The sequence below is a fragment of the Streptomyces sp. NPDC041129 genome, assembly GCF_055592265.1.
The window spans coordinates 1-21,044 of the sequence record NZ_JBVIYV010000018.1; the positions used below are offsets into that span (position 1 = coordinate 1).

The 21,044-nt window shown below is 68.3% G+C and carries 17 protein-coding genes, 6 pseudogenes and 1 riboswitch; of the genes and pseudogenes, 11 read left to right on the forward strand and 12 right to left on the reverse strand.

Going from position 1 to position 21,044, the window contains the following annotated elements; all coding sequences use genetic code 11:
- Positions 1-404 precede the first annotated feature (404 nt).
- The 5 genes and pseudogenes from ACZ6B1_RS33995 to ACZ6B1_RS34015 form a co-directional block, all read right to left on the reverse strand.
- Complete coding sequence (locus ACZ6B1_RS33995) at positions 405-1,283, reverse strand: MBL fold metallo-hydrolase (protein ID WP_468784623.1); 879 nt, start codon at positions 1,281-1,283, stop codon at positions 405-407.
- 12 nt (positions 1,284-1,295) lie between these two features.
- Positions 1,296-1,363, reverse strand: a riboswitch (guanidine-III (ykkC-III) riboswitch).
- 23 nt (positions 1,364-1,386) lie between these two features.
- Complete coding sequence (locus ACZ6B1_RS34000; protein WP_468784624.1) at positions 1,387-1,770, reverse strand: hypothetical protein; 384 nt, start codon at positions 1,768-1,770, stop codon at positions 1,387-1,389.
- A gap of 35 nt (positions 1,771-1,805) precedes the next feature.
- Complete coding sequence (locus ACZ6B1_RS34005) at positions 1,806-2,705, reverse strand: hypothetical protein (RefSeq protein WP_468784625.1); 900 nt, start codon at positions 2,703-2,705, stop codon at positions 1,806-1,808.
- Between the two features lie 128 nt (positions 2,706-2,833).
- Positions 2,834-2,995: pseudogene (locus ACZ6B1_RS34010) on the reverse strand (SpoIIE family protein phosphatase); the annotation flags it as partial.
- Positions 2,996-3,949: 954 nt separating this feature from the next.
- Positions 3,950-4,855: an oxidoreductase gene (locus ACZ6B1_RS34015; RefSeq protein ID WP_468784626.1), complete on the reverse strand. Its 906-nt coding sequence runs from the start codon at positions 4,853-4,855 to the stop codon at positions 3,950-3,952.
- A 203-nt stretch (positions 4,856-5,058) separates the two neighbouring features.
- Here ACZ6B1_RS34015 and ACZ6B1_RS34020 point away from each other — a divergent pair.
- Positions 5,059-5,409 (forward strand): annotated as a pseudogene (locus ACZ6B1_RS34020) (helicase associated domain-containing protein); the annotation flags it as partial.
- Positions 5,410-5,886: 477 nt separating this feature from the next.
- On the opposite strand, the gene ACZ6B1_RS34025 reads toward ACZ6B1_RS34020, so the two are convergent.
- Together ACZ6B1_RS34025 and ACZ6B1_RS34030 are read right to left on the reverse strand one after the other, a co-directional pair.
- Complete coding sequence (locus ACZ6B1_RS34025) at positions 5,887-7,854, reverse strand: acyl-CoA dehydrogenase family protein (protein WP_468784627.1); 1,968 nt, start codon at positions 7,852-7,854, stop codon at positions 5,887-5,889.
- Between the two features lie 295 nt (positions 7,855-8,149).
- Positions 8,150-9,504: pseudogene (locus ACZ6B1_RS34030) on the reverse strand (polymorphic toxin-type HINT domain-containing protein); the annotation flags it as partial.
- A 371-nt stretch (positions 9,505-9,875) separates the two neighbouring features.
- Between ACZ6B1_RS34030 and ACZ6B1_RS34035 the strand changes: the two are divergent.
- Positions 9,876-10,298 (forward strand): TipAS antibiotic-recognition domain-containing protein, encoded by a 423-nt coding sequence (locus ACZ6B1_RS34035; protein ID WP_468784628.1) that lies wholly within the window; start codon positions 9,876-9,878, stop codon positions 10,296-10,298.
- 625 nt (positions 10,299-10,923) lie between these two features.
- Here ACZ6B1_RS34035 and ACZ6B1_RS34040 read toward each other — a convergent pair.
- Together ACZ6B1_RS34040 and ACZ6B1_RS34045 are read right to left on the reverse strand one after the other, a co-directional pair.
- Positions 10,924-11,040: pseudogene (locus ACZ6B1_RS34040) on the reverse strand (PadR family transcriptional regulator); the annotation flags it as partial.
- Positions 11,041-11,158: 118 nt separating this feature from the next.
- Positions 11,159-11,256, reverse strand: a pseudogene (locus tag ACZ6B1_RS34045).
- 139 nt (positions 11,257-11,395) lie between these two features.
- On the opposite strand from ACZ6B1_RS34045, the gene ACZ6B1_RS34050 reads away from it, so the two are divergent.
- Both ACZ6B1_RS34050 and ACZ6B1_RS34055 read left to right on the forward strand, forming a co-directional pair.
- On the forward strand, positions 11,396-11,572 hold the full coding sequence (locus ACZ6B1_RS34050; protein WP_468784629.1) for a hypothetical protein: 177 nt from the start codon (positions 11,396-11,398) through the stop codon (positions 11,570-11,572).
- On the forward strand, positions 11,569-12,051 hold the full coding sequence (locus ACZ6B1_RS34055) for a hypothetical protein (RefSeq protein ID WP_468784630.1): 483 nt from the start codon (positions 11,569-11,571) through the stop codon (positions 12,049-12,051). Before ACZ6B1_RS34050 ends, ACZ6B1_RS34055 begins: the two co-directional genes overlap by 4 nt.
- Before the next feature lie 268 nt (positions 12,052-12,319).
- Here the strand turns inward: ACZ6B1_RS34055 and ACZ6B1_RS34060 are convergent, their stop codons facing one another.
- Complete coding sequence (locus tag ACZ6B1_RS34060) at positions 12,320-12,442, reverse strand: hypothetical protein (protein WP_468784631.1); 123 nt, start codon at positions 12,440-12,442, stop codon at positions 12,320-12,322.
- 118 nt (positions 12,443-12,560) lie between these two features.
- A complete protein-coding gene (locus tag ACZ6B1_RS34065; protein ID WP_468784632.1) occupies positions 12,561-13,706 on the reverse strand; it encodes a DUF3103 family protein in 1,146 nt (381 codons plus the stop codon).
- 617 nt (positions 13,707-14,323) lie between these two features.
- Between ACZ6B1_RS34065 and ACZ6B1_RS34070 the strand changes: the two genes are divergently transcribed.
- The 7 genes and pseudogenes from ACZ6B1_RS34070 to ACZ6B1_RS34100 all read left to right on the forward strand — a co-directional run bounded on the left by ACZ6B1_RS34070 (position 14,324) and on the right by ACZ6B1_RS34100 (position 20,884).
- Entirely contained in the window at positions 14,324-14,731 is a 408-nt protein-coding gene (locus tag ACZ6B1_RS34070) for a hypothetical protein (protein ID WP_468784633.1), read from the forward strand.
- 709 nt (positions 14,732-15,440) lie between these two features.
- Positions 15,441-15,695 (forward strand): annotated as a pseudogene (locus tag ACZ6B1_RS34075) (helix-turn-helix domain-containing protein); the annotation flags it as partial.
- Between the two features lie 206 nt (positions 15,696-15,901).
- Positions 15,902-18,235: a molybdopterin cofactor-binding domain-containing protein gene (locus ACZ6B1_RS34080; RefSeq protein WP_468784634.1), complete on the forward strand. Its 2,334-nt coding sequence runs from the start codon at positions 15,902-15,904 to the stop codon at positions 18,233-18,235.
- A 9-nt stretch (positions 18,236-18,244) separates the two neighbouring features.
- Positions 18,245-18,721, forward strand: a complete 477-nt coding sequence (locus ACZ6B1_RS34085) for a (2Fe-2S)-binding protein (RefSeq protein ID WP_468784635.1) — start codon at positions 18,245-18,247, stop codon at positions 18,719-18,721.
- Between the two features lie 70 nt (positions 18,722-18,791).
- Positions 18,792-19,268, forward strand: a complete 477-nt coding sequence (locus ACZ6B1_RS34090) for an XdhC family protein (protein ID WP_468784636.1) — start codon at positions 18,792-18,794, stop codon at positions 19,266-19,268.
- Between the two features lie 351 nt (positions 19,269-19,619).
- A complete protein-coding gene (locus ACZ6B1_RS34095; protein WP_468784637.1) occupies positions 19,620-20,126 on the forward strand; it encodes a hypothetical protein in 507 nt (168 codons plus the stop codon).
- Between the two features lie 410 nt (positions 20,127-20,536).
- Positions 20,537-20,884 (forward strand): hypothetical protein, encoded by a 348-nt coding sequence (locus ACZ6B1_RS34100; protein WP_468784638.1) that lies wholly within the window; start codon positions 20,537-20,539, stop codon positions 20,882-20,884.
- Here the strand turns inward: ACZ6B1_RS34100 and ACZ6B1_RS34105 are convergent.
- Positions 20,878-21,003 carry a hypothetical protein gene (locus tag ACZ6B1_RS34105; RefSeq protein WP_468784639.1) on the reverse strand — a complete coding sequence of 42 codons (126 nt, stop codon included), beginning with the start codon at positions 21,001-21,003 and terminating at the stop codon, positions 20,878-20,880. The genes ACZ6B1_RS34100 and ACZ6B1_RS34105 overlap by 7 nt on opposite strands.
- Positions 21,004-21,044: the final 41 nt, after the last annotated feature.

The window sequence follows — 21,044 nt, forward strand, 5'->3', positions numbered from 1 at the left end:
CGGCCTGCTACTCGCTCACCGTCAGCCGGAACGCGCCAGCAGGTTCGAAAAAGGCGAGGACCGAAGACGCGGCCCGACACCACGTCGGGCCGCGCCACAGTCGGGCCCGAGGTTGGCGGAGCAGCTTTGCCCAGGAGCTGCCTTGGCGCGAGTGATCACGGCCCCGTAAGCTTCCGGCGCGTCGGGCAGTCGTGGACCTGCCTGGTAAAGCACGATGTTGGAGCCACCATCTTCGAGGCTCGCGCCATACTGCCTGGCTGAGGTTGTCAGGCAGACCGCCCCAGCCGCGACGTGTTCTGACCTCATGCTGCCGGCCAACCTCGCCAAGGCGCGCGTCGGCGCAGCGCGGAGCGATGCCTTCCCAGCCGAAGCACTGGGGAGGGAACCCGGTCTGTTCATGCCCCTCATCTGCTAGGGCACAGGACGAAGAGCGGGAAGGCCCGACGGCGCGGCCGGTCGCCGATCTCTTCCAGCGCTTTGCGGATCTCGCGCAGGTGGTCGGTGGTCATCTGCAGCGGGGGCTCGTCAGGCTGATAGACGGTACGGATCGGATAGTCCACACCAGGTTGCCGGGACATCTCGATGTGGCAGCCGAGCACGTGGGTGACCGTCCGGTGGTCGCAGAAGTCGATCAAGCGATCTATCGTCCGGATGAATGCCGGCCAGTCATCAATGTAGAGCCGGCCGGGGTAGACGGTGTCACCGGTGAGAAGGAACCCGGTCCACGGATCGTAGAACGTCACCGCCGCTTCGTGGTGGCCCGGGGTCGCCAGACACTCCAGCACTCTCCCCCCGAGGTCAATGTGCGCCACAGCATCAGGGTCGGTGGCAAATCCGAAATACGGCCAGGCGGCGGCCGCCTCCGCACCGACAACCGTGGTGTCAGGACGATCGGAGAACTGGCCGTCGCCTGCGACATGATCACCGTGCGGGTGAGTGTGCAGCACCAGCAATTGGTAGCCGTGCCGTGGGTGACGCGCGAGCCAGGACTCCATGAGCTCGTCGACCACCTGACGAAGAGGGAAAAACTCGGCGGATGCGGTGGCACCGGTGTCGATCAGCACCGCCCGCTCATTGCCGAACAACAGGAACAAGAACGGCGCCTCGTAGTCGATCGCCATGTTCTGCCGGAGGATGTACGTGTGCTCGTCATAGCCGTGGACCTGGATGTCCGGATCGGCGTTGTGCTTGGCCGACGGCGAGCCGTGAATCCACCGCACATCTAGCACACTAGGCCTGGGCTTGGCTCCCTCGAAGTCGATCAGGAAACTGTCGGCACCCATGACGTCTCCTTGAGTGCGTCGTCTTAGCGGGCCGGGTACGGCGCACATCCCCTCCGGGGCAGGCACCTATGAGCCTCTACGGCGACGCTAACACGCGCATCGATCAGGGTCTGCCAGAAGCCCGATGGCCTCGGATCGAAGCCCCGATCCTGCGCAGGAGCATCACGGGAGCATCCGGGCGCCGCAGGGCAGCGGTCTGGTTCTCCTCCAGGGCTCTGTTGGGGTCCGGCGGCGCCGGCCGGCGCTCGATGCCGATCGTCGGATCATGTTCGATCCAACCCTGGCGCTGCCACCGGCCGAGCGCCTTTCGCACGATGGCTAGCTCCCGGTTGACGGTGTCCGCATCCAACTCGTCCGCCCTCGCCGCCGTCAGTTCGGCCCGCTGGGGCGCGAGGCCGTCGGTCTTTCCCGTCGCGTTGATCGAAGACCCGGTGCTGCCGGAGGATCTCTTCGAGATGATCGCGGGAGTAGCTCGGATCGCAACCACACTCTGGGATCCCACACCTGGTCGACGTGAAAGGATCAGCGATCCTCTTCGGTGGGCCGTGAACGAGGGCAGCCCAGTGCCAGAAGGCCTTTTCCGTGGCGCCTGGCCAGAAAGCGCCGGTGTTCGAGCCTGCGGATGTGGGCTTTGCACGCCCCGGACAGTCTGATGATCGGCGGATACGGGTAGCGGAAGTTGTCTGGGGAGGCGTACGGGGAGGTCGTCCCGTACGGCAGATGGGCGCCTGGCCAGCATTGCCCTTTCGGTGGTGAGTAATGGTGGCAAGGTACCGTCGGCCGACCGGTACTGCAGGTGCCCCCCGACAGCACTGCTTGCCGAGCGGCGGGTGGCGACCTATCGTCGGTCGGCCCGCACCGCTCCCACCCCGAAGGCCATTGATGTCTGTCCGCCTCGCCGTTGCCGCCGACACCGACTTCCTGTGGCTCGAGGCGTACAACTGGAACGGCGAGCAGCGGCTCACTGCTGAGCAGCTCGCCGCTGAGCCGCACGCCGCGCACTACCTCGTCGGCTGGCCTCGCAGGCACGACTTCGGGGTCATGGCGCAGACCGACGCCGGCGAACCGATGGGTGCGGCCTGGGCACGGCACCTCCCCGAGAGCGAGCCCGGATACGGCTTCGTCGCTCCAGATGTTCCCGAAGTCACCTTGGCCTGCTGCCCGAACACGGCTGCCGCGGACACGGCCGAGCCCATCAGACGCGTCGGGCTCAGCACAGTACGAATCCGTGGGATTGGGAGCGCCATCGAAGAGCAGGATGGTCGCGTCGTCCCGCAGCTGGTTGCCCTGGTAGTCAAGGATCGCATGGATGAGCAACCGCAGTACCTCTGCTGGGCGCTCGCCAGCAGCGTTGGACCGGATGATGAAGTCGGTGAATCGGTCGAGACCGAACTCTCCGCCGCTCTCGTCCCGGGCCTCCACGACGCCGTCGCTGTAGAGCAGGACGCAGTCGTCTGGTTCGAGTTCCGTCTCCTGAACCTGCCAGTTGCCGGGGCGAGTGGGCCGGCGAGCCCCAACGGTGGCTGCGGGGCACTGTCCAGTGCCCCGGCCGGTACCCTGCCCTTGCGAATTGGCAGTGGTGGTGGATGACCGCAGTTCACCCAGCGCAGCAGCCCGGTCTCGGCGTCGAATCGGCTCAGCACTCCGGTACAGAAGTGGTCTGGTAGCCACTGGGCGAGTGGAGGTGGGTCTCCAGGTCGTCGCCGAGGCATTGGGCTGGAACGTCCACTACTGACCCAGTGCCACGCAGCCCGCACTCCGTGGAGGTGATCGCGGCTGAGAGGTGAGGCTTGGTCCTCGCCCTGCCTTCGAGCGCGAGGGGCCCCTGCGAGCGCTCGAGGCGCCGCAGGCCGGCCCGCGGCGCTCTCCCGCTGCTCCGGCCGGGCCGTAGCGTGCAGCGCGAGTCACGGTGCGGCTGCAGTGGTGACCTACTGCAGCACCCGAAACGAACGTATTGCGTCCATCTTGCGTGCGGTTCCCGTGCGCAAGATGGGGCAGGCGGTGACCACGCTAAACGTCTTATGGTCGGCGATGATGCCCGGCGGAGCGGACACTTCCGTCCGGGTTCACGCAAACGTGGACCCGCGGCCGAGAGCGAGCGAGGCGCGACACGCACCACCCCGAACGCCTCTCCACAGAGACATGCCCCGGGCCACGCCCAATGCTGCCGATCACCCGAAGGTTCCCTCGGGGCGTAAAGCGCCACGGCGGCCGGGGGATCCAAGACGACCGAGACGACCTCGACTACTTTGTCGGCCTGACCGACGAGGCGCGGCGTGGCCGGCGGCTCGCGCTGCTGCAGACCGCGCTGTGAAGCACGCCAGTACCCGCAACATCAAGACGATGATGACCTTGCACAGCCGGGTCGAGGAAGCCGAGGCCTTCGCCGTCCTTCTGCCCCAAACCGCCGCGGACCTGTATGCGGACGAGGTCACCGACCACGCCCTGAGAGAAGCTGCCGACCGGGCGCGGTCCCCTCTCGGTGCCGAGCCGGGTGACGTCGCGGAGGCCGGCCGGCACTTTCCTGCGGACCGGGGGTGGTCGGCGTGGCTGTGGGGGGGACCATTTCGTCACCGAACGCCGCGAAAACTCAGTGAGACTCCTCGCCCCACTCGGTCCGGTACTCAACGGACCGGACCCATTCACCGAGCATCGCGCGCGGAGTCTCAGACGGTGCCCTCGTCCGGCTTGCCGAGGAGAGACAGTTCCCCTTCGGTCAGGCGCAAACTTCCGGCGGCGATGTTCTCCGCGAGGTGAGCCGGGTTCGTGGTACCGGGAATGGCCAGCACGTGCGGACCGCGGTGAAGGGTCCAGGCGAGCCGTACCTGGGCCGGGGTGGCGTTGTGTGCGCGAGCGACGGAGTGGACCCGCGCGTCGTGCTCCTGGCCTGCGGCTGCCTCTCGCCGCAGGCCGGAGACTGAGAAGAACGGCACGAAGGCGATGCCCTGCTCCCCGCACAGGTCCACCAGCCCGCTCTCGTCGGCACGGCGCCAGTCCAAGCCGTAGGAGTTCTGCACACAGATCACGGGCGCGATTTTCTGGGCCTCGGCCACGTGCTCAGGCAGGACAGCGGAGAGCCCGAGGTGCCGGACCAGGCCGGCCTCGCGCAGCTCAGCGAGAGCGCCGAAGTGCTCGGCGATCGATGCCGTGCGCGGGCCGCCGGCGCGCAAGTTCACCACGTCCAGGCAGTCCCGGCCGAGCTGGCGCAGGTTCTCCTCGACCTGGCCCCGCAGCCGGTCGGGGCGGACCATGTCGAGCCACTCGCCGGAGGGATCGCGTGCCGGGCCGACCTTGGTCACCACGACCACGTCGCCGTGCCAGGACGAGAGGGCGCGGTTAATGAGCTCGTTCGCGGACCGCAGTGGGGAGAAGTAGAAGGCGGCCGTGTCGATGTGGTTGACGCCCTGCTCGAACGCGCTGTGCACCAGACCGACAGCGACATCGCGGTCGATCGGCGCGCCGTCGGAGTTGCCCATCATGCCGTTGCCCGTCAGCCGCATCGCGCCGTAGCCGATGCGATTCACTTCCAGATCCCCAAGCTTCCAGGTCCCTGCTGCCGCTGCTGCGCTCACCGTGCTCCTTACCCGTCGGTTCGTCAGGTCCCGGAGTATGGGGCCGCCACTGTGTACTGCGACAGGTCATTTTGCTGGGCGAAACGTCACATCTCTATCGGGAACTAAGCATCGCCGTACCGCCGTTAAACCTGGCGAGAGAGCGTCGGTCGGGAGTATTCGGCGCAGCCGGACAAGGCGATCACCACCCCGCCGGACAGCCCGTCGCCATCGGACAACTGATCGCCAACCTCCGCCGCCCCCACGGCCTCGGCAAAAACCCCGACCGGGCCGCCGTGCGCGCCGAGCAGCTGACCGCGATCGATACGGACTGGAACTGCCCTTGCCCGCTGGACTGGCAGCGCCACCACCGGGTGCTCGCCGACCTCGCCGCCGACGAGCCAGACGGCCGCCTCCCCGACATCGCCCACGGCGTCCACCTCGACGGCGACGACCTCGGACGATGGCTGCAGCGGCAGAAGCAGCCCGGCACCTGGAAGACGCTGTCGGCCGAGCAGCAAGAACTGCTGACCCTGGGCGTGACGCCGCTCGAGGCGCCGGCTCCCGCCCCCGCGTAGGAACAGCCGTAGCCGCCGATCCGCCCCGCCCCGCCCCGACTTCGGGTCCCTCTTCACGCAGTTCCAACGCCCCAACTACGTGAACATGCCTCATCACGGCATCATCGAGCTACCGGCCCGAAACTGCGTCGGGGCCAGCTGCGGTGCCCAAGCCGATACCGGCATCATTCGCCAGGACACGGTCCTCGACCGCGAGCCCACCCGTTGACCTCTGCCCCTGCAGCGCTCCGCCCCGACCGGTTGCACCGGCCGGGGCAGCGACGTCTTCGGGCGGCCCGGTCACGCACAGGGTTCCAACTCACGCACACCGCCCGACCCCGTAGCCGCCGGTGGCCGCCGTGCGCGAGGGCTCGCCCCGGTGGACCCGCCCGGCGGGTCAGGAACGGTCCGCCGAGAACGTCGTGCAGCTGGGGCCGTAGACCCGGCCGTCCAGGTGATCCGCAGCCGTCGTCACTGCGCTGCTCGTCCGTGCCGTCAGTCGGCGGGGCCGACCAGGTCCGGTGCTCGCAGGACAGGAGCCGGGATGCCCCAGGCGTCGACGAGGTCGACGGCGAGGGGGCGCACCTTGCGGCAGAGGTCGTTCACCTCGCGGCTGATCGCCTTGGACCGCTGGACGGTCAGCCGGCCGTGTTCCATGAACCAGGCGCGGTCGGCTTCGATGGTCGAGAGCGCGAACAGGTCGCACAGCAGGCCCAGGGCATCCTTCTCTGTGCCTTCGGGAAGAGCCCGCACCTTGTCGACGAAGGCCTCCGTGACCAGCCGTTCGACGTGGGCCCGGGCGAGGGCGATGACGTGGTCCTGGATCAGCGAGAAGACCTCGCCGGGCTCGTCCTGCTGGATGCCGCGCTTTATGCGGCGGGCGAGGCCGGCGAGCATGTGCTCCTCGCGGAAGCGCACCATGGCGAGGTGGTACTCCGAGTCGAGGAGTCCAGCTTCCCGGTCCCATGCGTCTCCCCCGGGCAGCAGGTCGCGGACACGTTCGAGGAGTTTGTGCGCCGAGGTCCGCTCGATGACGGTCTCGACGGCGAGGCCGGTGACGTAGCGGACCATACCGAGCTGGTCGAGGTCCTCGAACTCGGTCGCGTGGTCGGTGAGCAGGCCCTTGGCCACGAGCTGGAGGAGCACGTGGTTGTCGCCCTCGAAGGTGGTGAAGACGTCGCTGTCCCGTTTGAGGGCGGCGAAGCGGTTCCGGGCAAGGTAGCCCGCGCCGCCGCACGCCTCGCGGCACTCCTGGACGACGCGGGTGGCGTGCCAGGTGGCGAGTGCCTTGATGCCGGCGGCTCGCGACTCAAGGCGGCGCCGTGCCTGCGGGTCGTTTTCGATGCTGGAGAAAACCTCGTGCAACTGAGCTCGTACGACGTCCTGGGCGAAGTGCAGCGCGTAGGTGCGGGCGAGGAGGGGGAGCAGCCGGCGCTGGTGGAGGCCGTAGTCGAGGAGTACCTGTTCCTCGGTGTCCCGGGACGATGTGAACTGGCGCCGCCGGTCGGCATACTTGGTGGCGACCGCTAGTGCGACCTTGGCAACGCTGACTCCGGCTCCGGCAACGCTGACTCGGCCCTGCACGAGGGTGCCGAGCATGGTGAAGAAGCGTCGGTCGGGGTTCTCGATGGCGCTCTCATAGCGACCTTCGGGGGTGACCTGGGCGAAGCGGTCGAGGAGCGCCTCGCGGGGGACGCGTACCCCGTCGAAGCGGATGCGTCCGTTGTCGACGCCGTTGAGGCCCATCTTCCGGCCGTCGTCCTCTATGGCGACACCGGGCATGACCTGGCCGTCCGACCGTAGGGGAACGACGAAGGCGTGGACTCCCTCGGTCCGGCCGTCCACCTCCAGCTGGGCGAAGACGACGGCGAGTTCGGCGTGGCGGGCGGCGTTGCCTATGTAGTCCTTGCGGGCTTGGTCGTCGGGAGTGGTGAGGACGAACTCCCGGTTCTCGGGGTCGTAGCGGGCGATGGTGCCGAGCGCCTGGACGTTGGACCCGTGACCCACCTCGGTCATGGCGAAGCAGCCCATCAGCTCTCCGGTGACCAGGCGGGGCAGGTAGGTCTTGTGGTGGTGGTCGGTGCCGAGATGCAGGATGGCTCCGCCGAAGAGCCCGAACTGGACGCCGACCTTCACGAGTACGGAGAGGTCGCCGAATGCCAGGGTCTCGAAGGCGGCGATCGACGCGCCGACGTCGTCGCCGCCGCCGTACGCGCCGGGGAAGCCCATGCCGGTCTGACCGGTCGCGGCCAACTGGACGACGACATCGCGGACCCTCTCACGGAACGCGTCGATGCTGAGCGCGTCGGCCTCGTCGAGGACGGCGGCATGGGTGACCAAGTTGGTCCGGACGAGGTCCCGGATCCCGGCGTACTCGCCGTCGAGGACGGCGGTGAGGGCCGGGACGTCGATCTCGGGCTGAAGCCGGCCGCTGGCAGGGGCGGAGCTGTTCTGGGTTGCCATGCCGCTTCGCTACCCCGAGCCGCGACGATCAACCGACGCGACCGTGGCGCCAAGCGCGGTCGGCGCGGGGCGCGGGACCGCGACAGGAAGGTGTCAGTCTGCAGGAGTACATCCTGTCGGCGGCCTACGCCCGGGCCACCGCCGTGGAGGAGCGCCTCCTCGACGCATTCCGGGCATCGATGGCCCGCAGTGGCGACGCGTTCGCAAAGGAGGCCGGCACTGCCGAGTCCGTTGACGAGCAACGCCTGGCGGAGCTGCAGGCGCGGCGTGATCTAGCGGAGCAGCAGGAGCGGGGACACGCCGCGTGAGCCAGAACGACTAGGACCGGCGTCGCACCAGCCAGTACATAGTACGTGTGGAGGTCGTCGACGGTGAGGTTGTAGGTGCGTGCGTGCTTGGTGAACGGGCGGTTGCCTGTGACGATCTCGGTGCGGTCGGTGTCGGTGCGCAGGGTCATGCCGGCTTCCAGTGAGCCTGCGGGTATCCAGTCGCGCTGAGACGGGGACCAGAATGGGTGCTCGTGTGTGGCGGTGAGCATTTCTATGCCGTCCTGTGTGGCGACGGACAGTTCGTTGAAGTACTTGTCGCCAACGGTCCTGATGAGGCGGGTGACCGGCCGGAAACGGTTTTGCCGGTGCTGGCGTCGGTGGCCAGGACCTTGTCACCGATTTCTATGTCCTCGCTGTCCTTGGTGGAACCGTCGGCCATGAGAACGTCGGTGCCGGCGAGGAAACACTTGCAGCCGACTTTCATCCCCGACACGTTGCGGGCTCTGTTTGGCCGGCCAGCGTACGAAGAGACGCTCTTGCTGTTACCAAGCGATGCGCTGCCCATCAATGCATCAATCACGGCGGCGGGGCTCATCCACAGTGCGCCACCGTTGCAGCTCTTGGGGCAGGCCCGCATTTTGACGGTCACGCGGGTCTGGGCATTGACGTCGATGCCGTCGCGTGGAGCGGCGCAGTACTAGTCGAAGCCGTCGCAAAGCTTCCCCATCTCACTGCGGACTTCTCCCGCAATGGAGTCGATCTGCGCGTGGTGGGCAGGCAGATAAATGCCCGGATAGAGGGTGAGGTACCACTCGTTGTTCTTGCGTACGAGTTGGTTGGAGTCGCCGTGGGCGGCGGCGGGGAGGTCTCCTGTGTATCCGGCCCCGTTGGAGTGCTGGAGGCCGACTCCGCCTGGGTGTTGGGGGGCGGTGGTCACGTCTTGCTTATCTCCGCCGTTGGAGCCGGTGCCGCCGATGGGGTATCCGATGCCGCAGATGTCCGCCATGCACAGGCCGGAGGGGTCGGAGTGTGCGACCGGGTTGGCGCCGGAGTAGGCGTACCCGTACATCTGGAGCGGGTCGGCGAGGTCGATGACCGGGTCGGCGGAGAGGAACCTGCCGCTGTTCTGGTCGTATTCGCGGGCACCGAGGTGGGTCAGGCCGGTGGCCGCGTCGTCGATGCCCGAGCCGAGGTAGCTGCGCTTGTTGGGCCAGTTGGCGGGTTTGGCGCCGCGTATCTCCCCGTACGGCTTGAAGGCTCTGCGTGGACTGACCGGTCGTGAGGTTGGCCGTGCCAAGGGGTCGGTGATCAGAACGTTGAGCTTGTGGCCTGTCGTCGCGCCGTTGGTGGTGGAGCGGACGACAGTGGGCGCGCCTGCTTGGCCTCGGCGGCAGTTGATCGACGGCATACGGTTCCGGGTCCGGACCGGTGTTCCGTCGTGGAGACCGGTCGACCGGCCGTCATGGAACCGGACCCCGTGCCGGCCGAGCTCGTCCTGCCGCGCGAGGTCGCCGCGGGAATCCGGGCCGCGCGGTCGAGCGGCTGAGGCTCCGCCCCGACGGCTCGCCGTTCAAGCTGCGCCTTTCCGCCGCCGGCTGACCGGGACGGAGCGCCGGAGGGCCCAAGAAATGGTTTGCCGACCCGGTGGCTCTGTGTCACCGTTCGGCCTGGACCGGCAGTTGATCATCGACGGCCGGTCGACGTCGACATGTCGGCGGCCTCTCGGGGATCCACCGAAGAGGTGACGAAACGATGGGAACCGGTGCCGTGGGGAACAGTTACGAGGACGAGTGCCGCAGGTCGTTGGCCGAGGAACAGGCGAAGAGCCTTGCCCGAACCAACAACTGGGAACATGTGGACAGGGAGCGGGTCCACCAGGACTGGGACGTCCTTTACCGGGAGATCACGGCTTTCCTGGACGGTGGCTCCCGGCCAGGGGACCAGCAGATCCAGGAGTTCGTCCGCAGGCACTTCGACATCGTCAGCCGGTTCTACACCCCCTCGAGGGAGGCTTACGTCGGCATGTCGCTCTTCTACGCCGAGGACGATGCTATGAGGGCGTTCCACGATTCCTACCACCCCGGGATGGTGGAGTTCCTGGGCGCCGCGATCAAGGTGTTCGCCGAGCAGGGGAGCGGGTTCGCCCCCCGCGCAGGGGCCGAGGCCTCGGCGTAGTCGGGCGACAAGGGGCCAGGACATGCATGGGCGGGGTTCAGGCTCAGGGGCTGTCGCAGCCCCTGGGAGGAGGAAGCAGAAACCGGGGTCTCGGGCTGGTGCCGAGGCAACATCGTGCGTGAGGACGACTTCGTCTGCGTCTTCTGCGTGAGCGATCCGCCCGCGGCGTGGAACGTGGATCCCGCTGCGTGAGACCGCGGGTCACAGCCACTCGTTAATGGTCGCGACGAGGACGGTCTCCTCGTAGCGCACGGCGAGCTTGTCGTATCGCCGTGGCGACACCGCAATGTCTCTTGAGGCGGTTGATCCCGCACTCGACCGCGTGACGCTCGCGGTAGTCGCCCGGGGCGAATCGCGACGGCCAGCCGCCGCGGGAGCCGAGCTTCCGGCGGTTAAGCGCCTGGTCGGCCTTGCCTGGGATGGTGCAGCGGATCTCGCGTCGGCGCAGGTAGGCGCGGTTCTTGCGGGAGGCGTACGCCTGTCGGCCCGCGCCCGGTCGGGGCGGAGGCGGGGCCGGCCCGGCCCGATGCGAGGCACGGATCTTCCCCAGCACGGGCTCGAACGGAGGCGAGTCGCCGCGCTGACCGGCCGTGACCACGATCGCCATGGGCTTCCGACCGTACTCGGCGGCCGGATCGTCGAAGGCGGCACCCCGGATCTTCACCGCCAGGTCGTGCCGCACCCTCTCCGGCTCGGTCGGTTCGCTCAGCCACGCAGAGAGCGCTTCCCGTCCGGGCTGGGCGCCCCGTGATCGCGTTCACCCGAAAGTGAGTAACAGACACGATGAGGGGCCGCGGGCTCGAGGACTGGTGGACCGCCCCGGCCCTTCAGTGCCCCAGGAGGGACTGGAGGGGTTATTGCGGAGAGGGCAGGATTCGAACCTGCGTGGACCCCGAAAGGGGGCCCGACCGTGAGGCGAGCTCGCTGGTCCCCGATCAACCACTCCGGGCACCTCTCCCTTGCTCCCGGCCGCCGGTACTGCCCGGCTGCCGTTCACAAGACCGACTGTGGCAGGACCCGCTGACCGCGCCCTGACGCGTCCTGTTACGCCAGGACGGCCGGCACCGCGGCCGAGGGCTCGAACGCACGGTGAGGCGATGGTGCGGGAGCCTTCCGGGCAGAGCGACACTGCCCCGGGCGTCATCGAGCCGCGCAAGGCCCTGGCAGGCAGGGGCGGCACCCTGCAGTCTGTAGCGTCAGGTTCCCGCATCTACGGCACGGTCTACAACTACGACAAGCGCTACCTGAAGGGATGGTGTGAGATGTGCCTGTGATCCATGGTCCGCGGGTGCTCTGCCTGCTGCACTGGCACGGTGAGTCCCCCTACGGGCTGACCGCGCTGGGCATCGCCCCGGACCGGCTGACCGAGGCGGAGGAGAAGGCCGCGGCGGCCCTGACCGGCCTGCCCTTCCCCGCCTCGTGGGAGAACGCGGACCCGGCACTGCGGCGGCACCTCGTCGCAGCGTGCCGGCCGGTTCCGACGGCGGGCCTCTGGCACGTCACGGACGACCGTCCGGCCCTCGGTGAGGACCGCGCGCGGCACGACTGCCTGCGCGCCCTGGCCGCCGAGTGGCCCGGCACAAAGCCTCTGCTGACCGAGGAGGCGGACCGGCTGCCGGGGCTGACCGCCCTGCTCCGGCTGACGGCCCTGGTCTGCCGGATGCCGCCGGAGGTGTGGCTGGACGCCGAGGAGGACCTCCTCGACATCTACGACACCTACACGGTCGGCACCCAGCCCGACGCGCCGCCCTGAGCCGCCCCTCCCACCGAGCGACTGGCGTTACCGAGCCCCCGGGCCCGGACATCGGGCGGGGGGGGGCGGCGTACCGCCACGGGCGGAGCCCACAGGGCCGCTGGTCCGTCGACGCAGGAAGGACGCGGAGCCCACAGCACGACGGCGAGTGCCGCAGCGTCGTACTGCCGGACCTCGTCGGACCGTCGCCGCTCGATGGACCAGGAACGCCAGTGGGTGTCAGGTGCGCTTCCTGCTGGGCGACCGGGGCTGGGGACGGGGCCTGGCGTTAGGCGCGGGTGGCGGCCTGGGCGCGGTCGAACGCGGCGGCCCGGCGGCGGCCTGCCGTGAAGCCCGCGTACAGGACGAAGAACACCACGGCCATGTGCGCCTCCCCGTAGCGGTCGGCCACGGCCCCGCCCCCCCCGGGGGTGCCAGGGGCGGGGCGGGGCCGCTTGCGAGGGCTGCGGTGTCAACTGGCTTGGTACGCGCGGCGACGACCGTTGCGCCCCGCGACCTCACCGCAGTCGTCAGAACTGTTCGACGAAGTACGGTTCGACGGTCATCCAGCCGTTGCCCGAAGCGCCGTCGAGCTGCCCCGTGGAGTTTTTGGCCAGGGTGTACCAGGACTCCACGTAGTCGGGGTCGTCGGTAAACCAGGAGTCGGGCATGGCGCTCAGCAGGGCGTTCACCAGCGGTATGTACGTGCCCTGGTCGGTGACGGTGAGCAGGGCCGTAGTGATCGCCTGGGCCAGCGCCTTGTAGTTGGTCCCGTCGTCGTCCTCCATCATGACGACATCGGCCAGGTTGTACTTGTAGTTCGACCAGTTGACTAGTATCTGGTTCGGGTGGTAAACGGTGTCGTCGTGGTCCAGGTACGGCATGTCGACCGAGTCGACGCGTGCCTTACCGTCCGTGCCGAAGCCGGTCACCAGGGAGAACATTTCGGCCCCGCCCTTGAACCAGGGCTCCTGGTCGTCCTTCACCACAACCGCGGTGACCTTGGTGGCCCACCAGCCCGCCGCGTCGGGGGAGTTCGCGGAGCCGGGCTCGGCCGACGCCAGCCCCTTGTCGGTGAGTGCCTTATGCAGCACAGCCAGTCCGGCCCGGTGTGCCTTGGACACGTCGATGTCGAGGACGTAGAGGGGCCGCTCGGGTACGCGGGAGGTATCCACGGCGTGAGGGAGACCCTGGCTGTCGTAGGCCCTGAGCGTCTTAGCGTGATCGTCGGCCGCCGCGACGGCGACCCACGGGGCGCTGACGGGGGTCAGACGCGGGCGCATGGCGGGTGCGCCGAGACGCACGCGCAGCAGCGACCCGGTGGACGCGGGCAGTCCCTTCCATCTCACGATGCTCCGGTTCGCGGCGGCGACGGAGGCGTGCAGGTGTCTGCCCGCCGGATCGCCGGCCCTGGCGGCCAGGCTCTGCAGGTCGATGTCCTGAGCGCTGAGCGCGGCCTCGCGCACTCGCGCCCGCCAGTGCGGGTCGCGTAATGAGGAGGCCAGCGACTGTGCGATCTGCTGCTCGGCCTCGTGGACCGGGGAAGGGTGAGATGCGGTGGTCGTGTCGCTCGCGTACGCCGGTGTGGAGGCGAGCGCCGGCTGGGCGGTGCCGGCGGCCAGCCACAGCATCATGCCGATCAAGGTGGCGCCCCGTTTCAGTGGTCTGCTCACCATGCTCCTTGGATTGACGATGACGATCTCGACCCGTTCATGACAAGTTGCAACCGCACAGGTCGTGTTGGAATGGTTCAGTGGTCCAGTGGATGAGCCACTGAGGCAGTGAAGCAGTACCCGTAAGGTCCGTCAACATCCCCTACTTACAACGCGGTTGACGCTCGTCGTCCTTCCCCCCTTGACTCCCGCACCGTGCCCGCTGGGAATGCCCGGATGGCCGAGGTGCTCAGCGCGGCTACGGAGAACATCCGGCGGATGGTGGCTGCGAACTTGATACCGGCGCCCAGAGTGGCACTTCCGACGGCGCTGCTGGAGGGCTTGTCGAAGGCTGTCGCGCCCTTGCAGCCAGTGCTGGAACGCCTGGACGCGATGATGCCGGAGAACTGGCAGGGCCAGCGCCTGAACCACAAGGACAAGGTCCGGCTGATGCTGGAAGGTGTGCCCCTGGCGTGGGTTCCCCCGGCCGATGTGATCCGGCAGCTGCTCGCTGCGGGTGACGTGCGTTCTCGCGAAGGTCCTCGACGACCCCCGGACGGAGATCCTCGCCTCCTGCAGCAGGGCCCTGGCCCGTCGCCGACGCGCGGTTTGCCGCGCAGCGGGCCTTGCTCGAGGAGTGCGTGCGGATGATCTCGGGCGGCATGTTCAGCGGTGCGCAGGCCGTTGCCGCGAATGTCCGGGACACCTTCCTGCGCGGTCTGGCTTTCGCCACCCCGGCGTGGCTCACCAACCAGGGCTGGTGGCCCGGCTACGCCAGGATCAAGCAGAGCGTCCCCACGGTCGACGTGGACGACGACGCCATGATTGGCGAGTTCCGCAGAGCAGCTGTCTTCCTGCCTTTCGCCCGGACACTGGAGGACTTCCAGCAACAGCACCCCGTCCCGGAGGGCTTCAACCGGCACGCCACCGCCCGCGCTGCCGGCGCCGTCCAGTACAGCGCTGCCATCGCCGTGATCGCCCTCACGCTCGCTGTCAGCGTTCTGCGCGAGATCGACGACCAGGGCTACTCCGTGCAGCTGCACGCCTGACAGGGGGCCTTGAGATGTCCGAGCCCATACACGCCGTGCCCACCACCTACGCCGGTACCCGCTTCGCGTCTCGTAGCTGACTAGGCCGTCACGCTCAACTGCCTCGGCATTGCGTGGGAGTACGAGCCCGAGCTGATCACCCTTGCGTCCGGCACCAGGTACATGCCTGACTTCTGGCTTCCCGAAATAGGGACATGGCTGGAAGTCAAAGGTCCGAACACGCCACGGCGGGAGAAGGCGACCGAGCTCGGCACCGCCCGTGCCTGCCAGTGCACCGGCGCATGCAAGGGCCGGTGGCCCGGCGGCCGACTGGTGCTACCGGGCTCGCCCTCCCTCCGTAGTGCGAACCCGATCGGCTCTCGCGGCCGTTACGGTCACACATGGTGGGCCGCGGCATACAGGCCGAGCGCCTACCTCACCGAGTGCCCGTCGTGCGGCCGCGCCCACTGGGTCACCCTGCGCAGGCCATGGCGGTGCCGCGGTTGCCGCGCCAGCCTCGGCGGCCACCCCACGCTTCTACAGCCCAGCGGAGAAGCTCATCCGGTTCGGCGAAGGTGCCTCACTGACCTCGGCTCGCGTTGACGAGGACATACGGCGGCTCGCGGAGGAAGAGCGGCTCGCTGACACTGGAGACGACGACATGAGCGACTGGTGACCTTTCCGCAGAGCTCTACGTAGCCCTGCAGGCCGCACGTCCACCGGCGGCTCGACCACACGCGCCGCCGAGCATCTGTTATGCCACCGCAACACTGTCCTGTATCGGCTCAATCGGATCACCGAACTGACCGAGCGGCGAACCAGTTCGGCGAAGTCCTCGGCACCGTCGTTCTGTGAGGCCTTGGTAGGCGGGAAATTCGGCTGGCGGACTCTGACTGAGGTGGCTCGCCGATCAGCGTCGAGCGATCGCGACCTGTTGTGTCCCTGTACAGTTCACTGGCCTAGTTCACTGGTGCTCGGCCACTAGACCACGACGTGCTGCGGACCTAGTCTCTGACCCGCCCGCATACGGAAACCCTCCTTCCGTTCGCCGATGAGGGCTGACACCGGCCTGCCCGCGCCTAGTCGCCCTTGCATCTCTCGTTGCCCAGGAACAGCCCGCCCCCTGTCCCGCCCGAGTGCGCCGGCGAACAGGGCAGCAGAGCGGACGACCGGATCAGAAAGGAAGGCCCGATGACCGACATCCCTGCCCAGGGGAGCCGCACCTCTGGTCGCGGTGAACGCGCGCCGATCGGACGCCGCACGTTCATGGGGTATGTGCTGGCCGGCGCCACGCTGGCTGTCGCCGCCGAACTCCCGCTGGGCGCGCCCGCTCACGCGGCGGTGCCCTCCGTGCCGCAGATCCCGGAGCTGTACGACCTGGAGGACATGCAGACCGACGCCGCGCGGCCGACGTCCGCACTGATCAAGATCGTGCTGCACGAGGACGGCACGGCGTCGTTCGAGCTGCCGCGCATGGAGGTCGGACAGGGCATCACCACCTCCACGGCGATGATCATCGCGGAGGAGCTCGACCTGCCCGTCGACAAGGTACGGGTGACGCTCGCACCGGCGCGTCCGGAGTTGCTGCTCAACCAGCTGACGGGCGGGTCGAACACCACGGTGTCGATGTTCACCCCGGTGCGGGTGGCCGCGGCGATCGCCCGCAAGGCGCTACTCGAAGCCGCGGCGATCGAACTCGGCTCGGTCGTGGGCCTGTTGAAGTCCAAGGCCGGGGTGATCTCGGCGCCGGACGGATCGTCGGTGTCGTACGGGGAGCTGGCGGTCAGAGCCGCGAGCAGCACGGTCAAGATGGTCGAGGCCGAGCTCAAGCCGGTCTCGGAGTTCTCGGTGATCGGCAAGCCGCACGGTCGTGACGACGCGCGGCTCGCGGTCACCGGGCAGAAGAAGTACGCGATGGATCTGCAGGTGCCGGACGCGCTGCCGACCATGGTGTGCCGGCCTCCGACGCTGAACGGATCGCCGAAGTCGGTGCGCAACAAGGCGGAGGTGCTCGCGCTGCCGGGGGTCACGGACGTGGCCGTGGTCGACACCGGGGTCGCGGTGCGCGCGAAAACGTTCGGGCAGTGCATCGACGCGGTGCGGGCGCTCCAAGTGGAGTGGGCGGCCGGTTCGGTGGAGGGTGAGTCCGACGAGACGATCCTAGCGCGGCTGCGGAAGGCCGAACTGCCGCTGGCGGTCCCGGACATCCCGCTGCTCGCCAAGACCGTGGAGGCGGACTTCACATTCATGTTCCGCAGCAGCGCGGCGCTGGAGCCGAACTGCGCGATCGCCGACGTCCGCACCGACCGGGCGACGGTGTGGGCGGGCCTGAAGTCACCGATCGTGGCGCAGGGCGACATCGCCAAGGCCGTCGGACTGCCGCAGACCGCAGTAACGGTCAACGTCATAACGGGTGGCGGCTCGTTCGGGCACAAACTCTTCGGCGACGCCGCGATCGAGGCCGCGAAGATCTCAAAAGCCATGGGCAAGCCGGTCAAGCTGATGTGGCACCGCGCGGACGAGCCCCGGCAGGGCCGCGTGCACCCCATGGCCACGTCCCGGATCCGGGCCACGTATCTGGCCGGACAGGTGCTCACCTTCGAGCAGCGGCACACGAGTGTGGTGACCGACTTCAGTCACGGGCTCGGCGAGATGATCACGGCGACGGCGGATCGGCTGCCCACCGGGCTCGGCGGGCTGGCGTTCTCGGAGACGATCTTCACGCTCACCCAGGAGCTGCCGTACAACTTCGGTGTCGTCACGCAACTGCTCAGCGAGACCGACTCCCGGTTCAACACCGGGAGCATGCGCAACATCTACTCCCCCGACGTGGCGTGCGCGAACGAGCTGGTCGTCGACCAGCTCGCGAAGAAGATGGGCAAGGACCCGCTCGAGTTCCGGCTCGCGTTCCTGAAGAACGCGCGGGTCAAGGCGGCGCTGAAGAAGGTCGCCGAGGTGGGTGACTGGGGCCGGTCGATGCCCGCGGGAACGGCCCAGGGCATCGCGATCCACAGCGAGTACAAGGGCGCGACCGCCGTGCTCGTCGAGATCGACTGCCGCCCTCAGACGGTGAACCGGAAGGTGCCGAACGGTGCGACCGGGCCACGCGTCACAAAGGCGGTCATCGCCGTCGACGCCGGACTCGTGATCAACCCCAAGGGGCTCGAGGCCCAGATGATGGGCGGCGTCTCGGACGGCATCGCGCTCGCTCTGACCAGCAGCCTGCACCTGCGCAACGGGCATTTCCTCGAGGCCAGCTGGGACAACTACTTCTACACCCGGCAGTGGAACGTCCCCACTGACTTCCAGTGCGTCGTGATGCCCTCCGACTCGCAGCAGCCCGGCGGCGCCGGCGAGGCGGGCGTGGCCGCGTCCGTGGCGGCGGTCGCGTGTGCCTACGCGCGGGCGACCGGCACGGTCCCGACGCGTTTCCCGGTCAACCACAGCACGGTCGGCTTCGAGGTCAAGCCGTTCGTCCCGCCGGTCCCCCAGTCGCCGTCCGACGGCCTGAGCCACACCTTCTGAGGAGCCCACGTGAGCACCCACACCTTCATCCTCAACGGCAGGCCCGTCACCGTCGACGTCGACGACAGCGTCCGGCTGCTGTGGGTCCTGCGGGACGTGCTCGGCGTGACCGGCCCGAAGTACGGCTGCGGCATCAACGTCTGCAAGGCCTGCACGTCCCACGTCAACGGCAAGGCGTTCAACCCCTGCTCCGTCGAGGTCAAGGACATCGGCCCGGACGACGAGATCACCACGATCGAGGGCCTCGCCGACACCGTCGACGCCGACCTGCACCCCATGCAGGAGGCCTGGCTCGAGTACGACGTGGCACAGTGCGGCTACTGCCAGCCCGGACAGATCATGGCCGCCGTCGCCAAGGTCAGGCAGGCCAGGGCGGCCGGCCACGAGATCACCGACGCGGACCTCGACGAGATCCGCAACATCTGCCGCTGCGGCACCTACAACCGCATCCGGGAAGCGATCAAGGCGGGCGCGGAACGTATGTGAAGGCGCGTCTGCACGTCTCAGGACCATCCGACCAGGGAAATGAGCACCGTGCTGGGACCTGAGAGACCAGTTGCTCCGTTGGTACGAGGAGGGGCGGGCCTTCGCCGTCGCGACTGTGGTGGCGGTCCACGGGAGCGCTCCCCGGTCACCGGGTTCAGCGCTGGCCGTAGGTGTTGGCTGTCATCGGAAGTGCGTCCGGCAGTTGCGGAGGGCGCCGTGTACGACTTGTGGCAGGAAGCCCTGGCATCCGGCGCCTGCACGCTGGAGTCCTTTGGGTACTGACGCCTTCGCCATCGGCCTGACCTGTGGAGGGTCCCTGGACGTCTCTGTTCAGCCCTTCCTGCCGGCCGAGCACCCGGAAATCATGGGGTCCCTGGCCTTGGCAGGTGCCACGGACCCGGTGACCGTGGCCCGGGTCGTCCGCGGGCCTGCCGAGCAAGTTGGCCAGGTCGTGTGCGCACGGGCGGACGGAACCAGACGTCAGCAACTTCGCCGATCCGGTCCTGGAGGCAATGGCGGCACGCGCCGCTCGCTGGTTTCGCGGTAGTCGCACAGGCCCTGATCGCGCCATCGGCACTCGGTGACGGTCACGCAGGCGTGGGCGTCGAGGTCGGGCCAGTTGTCGGCGCCCGTGTGCAGGGCGTTGCCGCGGCCGCAGGACGGGCAGCGTCTGCGCTCGGCGCGGCTGCGTTTCGCGGCGCGCTGAGGTCCGCTTTTCCTGGTGCCCGGCTTCTCGGCCGGCGGTGCGGTGCCCGGGAAGTTTGTTGGTGGGGTAAGGGCGTTGACCCGGTGTCGGTCGACTCGACGATCGTGCGAGCCCACCAGCACGTCATGGCGGACTTCCGAGGGCGTCTCGGATCGGTCACCATGGAGGTCCGTCGGCGATCCGAGGGTGGGGATGAGCGAGGGTGGGAACGCTCCGAACGGGCAACAGAGCAGGCGGGAGCAGGTCGGACCCGCCCCGTGGCTGGCACTGGCCTGTCTGGTCGGGCTGTTGCTGGCCTACGTCGTACTGACGAACTTCACCGCAGAGCTTCGGGCAGCGCTGTGGGGCAAGCCCGGCACCGTGACCGAAGCCGACTGCCGGACGTACGACAACACCGTGGCCAATGCGGGAACCTCAACGGCCTGCTCAGGCACCTTCACCCCGGACGACGGCCACTCGTCGTTCGAAGTCCCCGTCGAGGGCGACATCGATTCGCAACCGGTCCGCGCATGGCTGGTGGACGGCACATCCGGCACCGCGTATGTCTCACCAACGGTGTGGGCCGGGGTGCTCCCGGTGGGACTGTCTCTCTTCCTGGCCGGTCTCCCGGCGGCGGTGACGGTGAAGCGCGCGTGCCGCGTCCACGCACAACGCGCCAGAGAACCGCTTCACAGATCAGACCCAGAGTCGAGTGCGTGATCGACGACAAACACGACGAGTACAGCGAGCAAGTCACCTTGCTCGACAACGACAAGCGGGCCCGTTGCTATGGGAGCGGCCCGCGACCAAGAGCCCGTCTCCCTCCGTGCGCTCCGTAGCGGCACTAACCTGAGCCGAGTCGACCGCCATCTACGGCTCAGCCCCGCCAGGTAGCGCGCTCATCCGCCAACTGAAGCACTCAGTGGGCTCGTTCATGCCCCGTCCTGCCCTCTCACGCCACGACGATTCATTCGAACCTGGTCGAATGCTGCCACAGAGCGTCGCGGCGGCGGGGGGATCGACACAAAGTGGTGAGGCACCGAAACCGATGCTCTCTTCTCGCACGGAGGACGAAAATGATCTCGAAACTGCGACCCACGCTCGTGCCGGCCGCGATAATCCTTGGCCTCATGATCGCCACCAGCGCGCCCGCAACTGCCGCGACAGGAGGAGGATGCGGCACCAAGGAAACGACCGATGCCTGCATCAGCAAGACGGGGAACTACGTTTACGCAGACTTCTACCAGAACGCCACGCCGGACAGCAGCAGCACCAAGGCTGTCCTTACCCTCTACAACAAGGGGGCAGCGGCGAAGTCGGCGACGTACGCCCTCAACCGGACCGGACGGTTCGGGCCGATCAACTACAACGTCGCCACGCTCCCTGCGACCAGCGGAAGCGCCTACTCCTGCGTGAAGGTCTACACCAGCACGGGCGCCCTGCACCGCACCAGCTGCAGTCCTACGCTGTACTACTGACGCCTGGGGGCGAGGTCGTCGCCGACGGCGCGCAGCGCGGCGACGGCCGGGCCCACCGGCGGGTCGGTGGGCGGTGGTGGCGGGGCGGTGCGGGCGTCGCGGACAGCTTGGCGAACCACGGCGCGCACCGTGGGGTCATCGAGGGCCCGGAGGCCGCTGT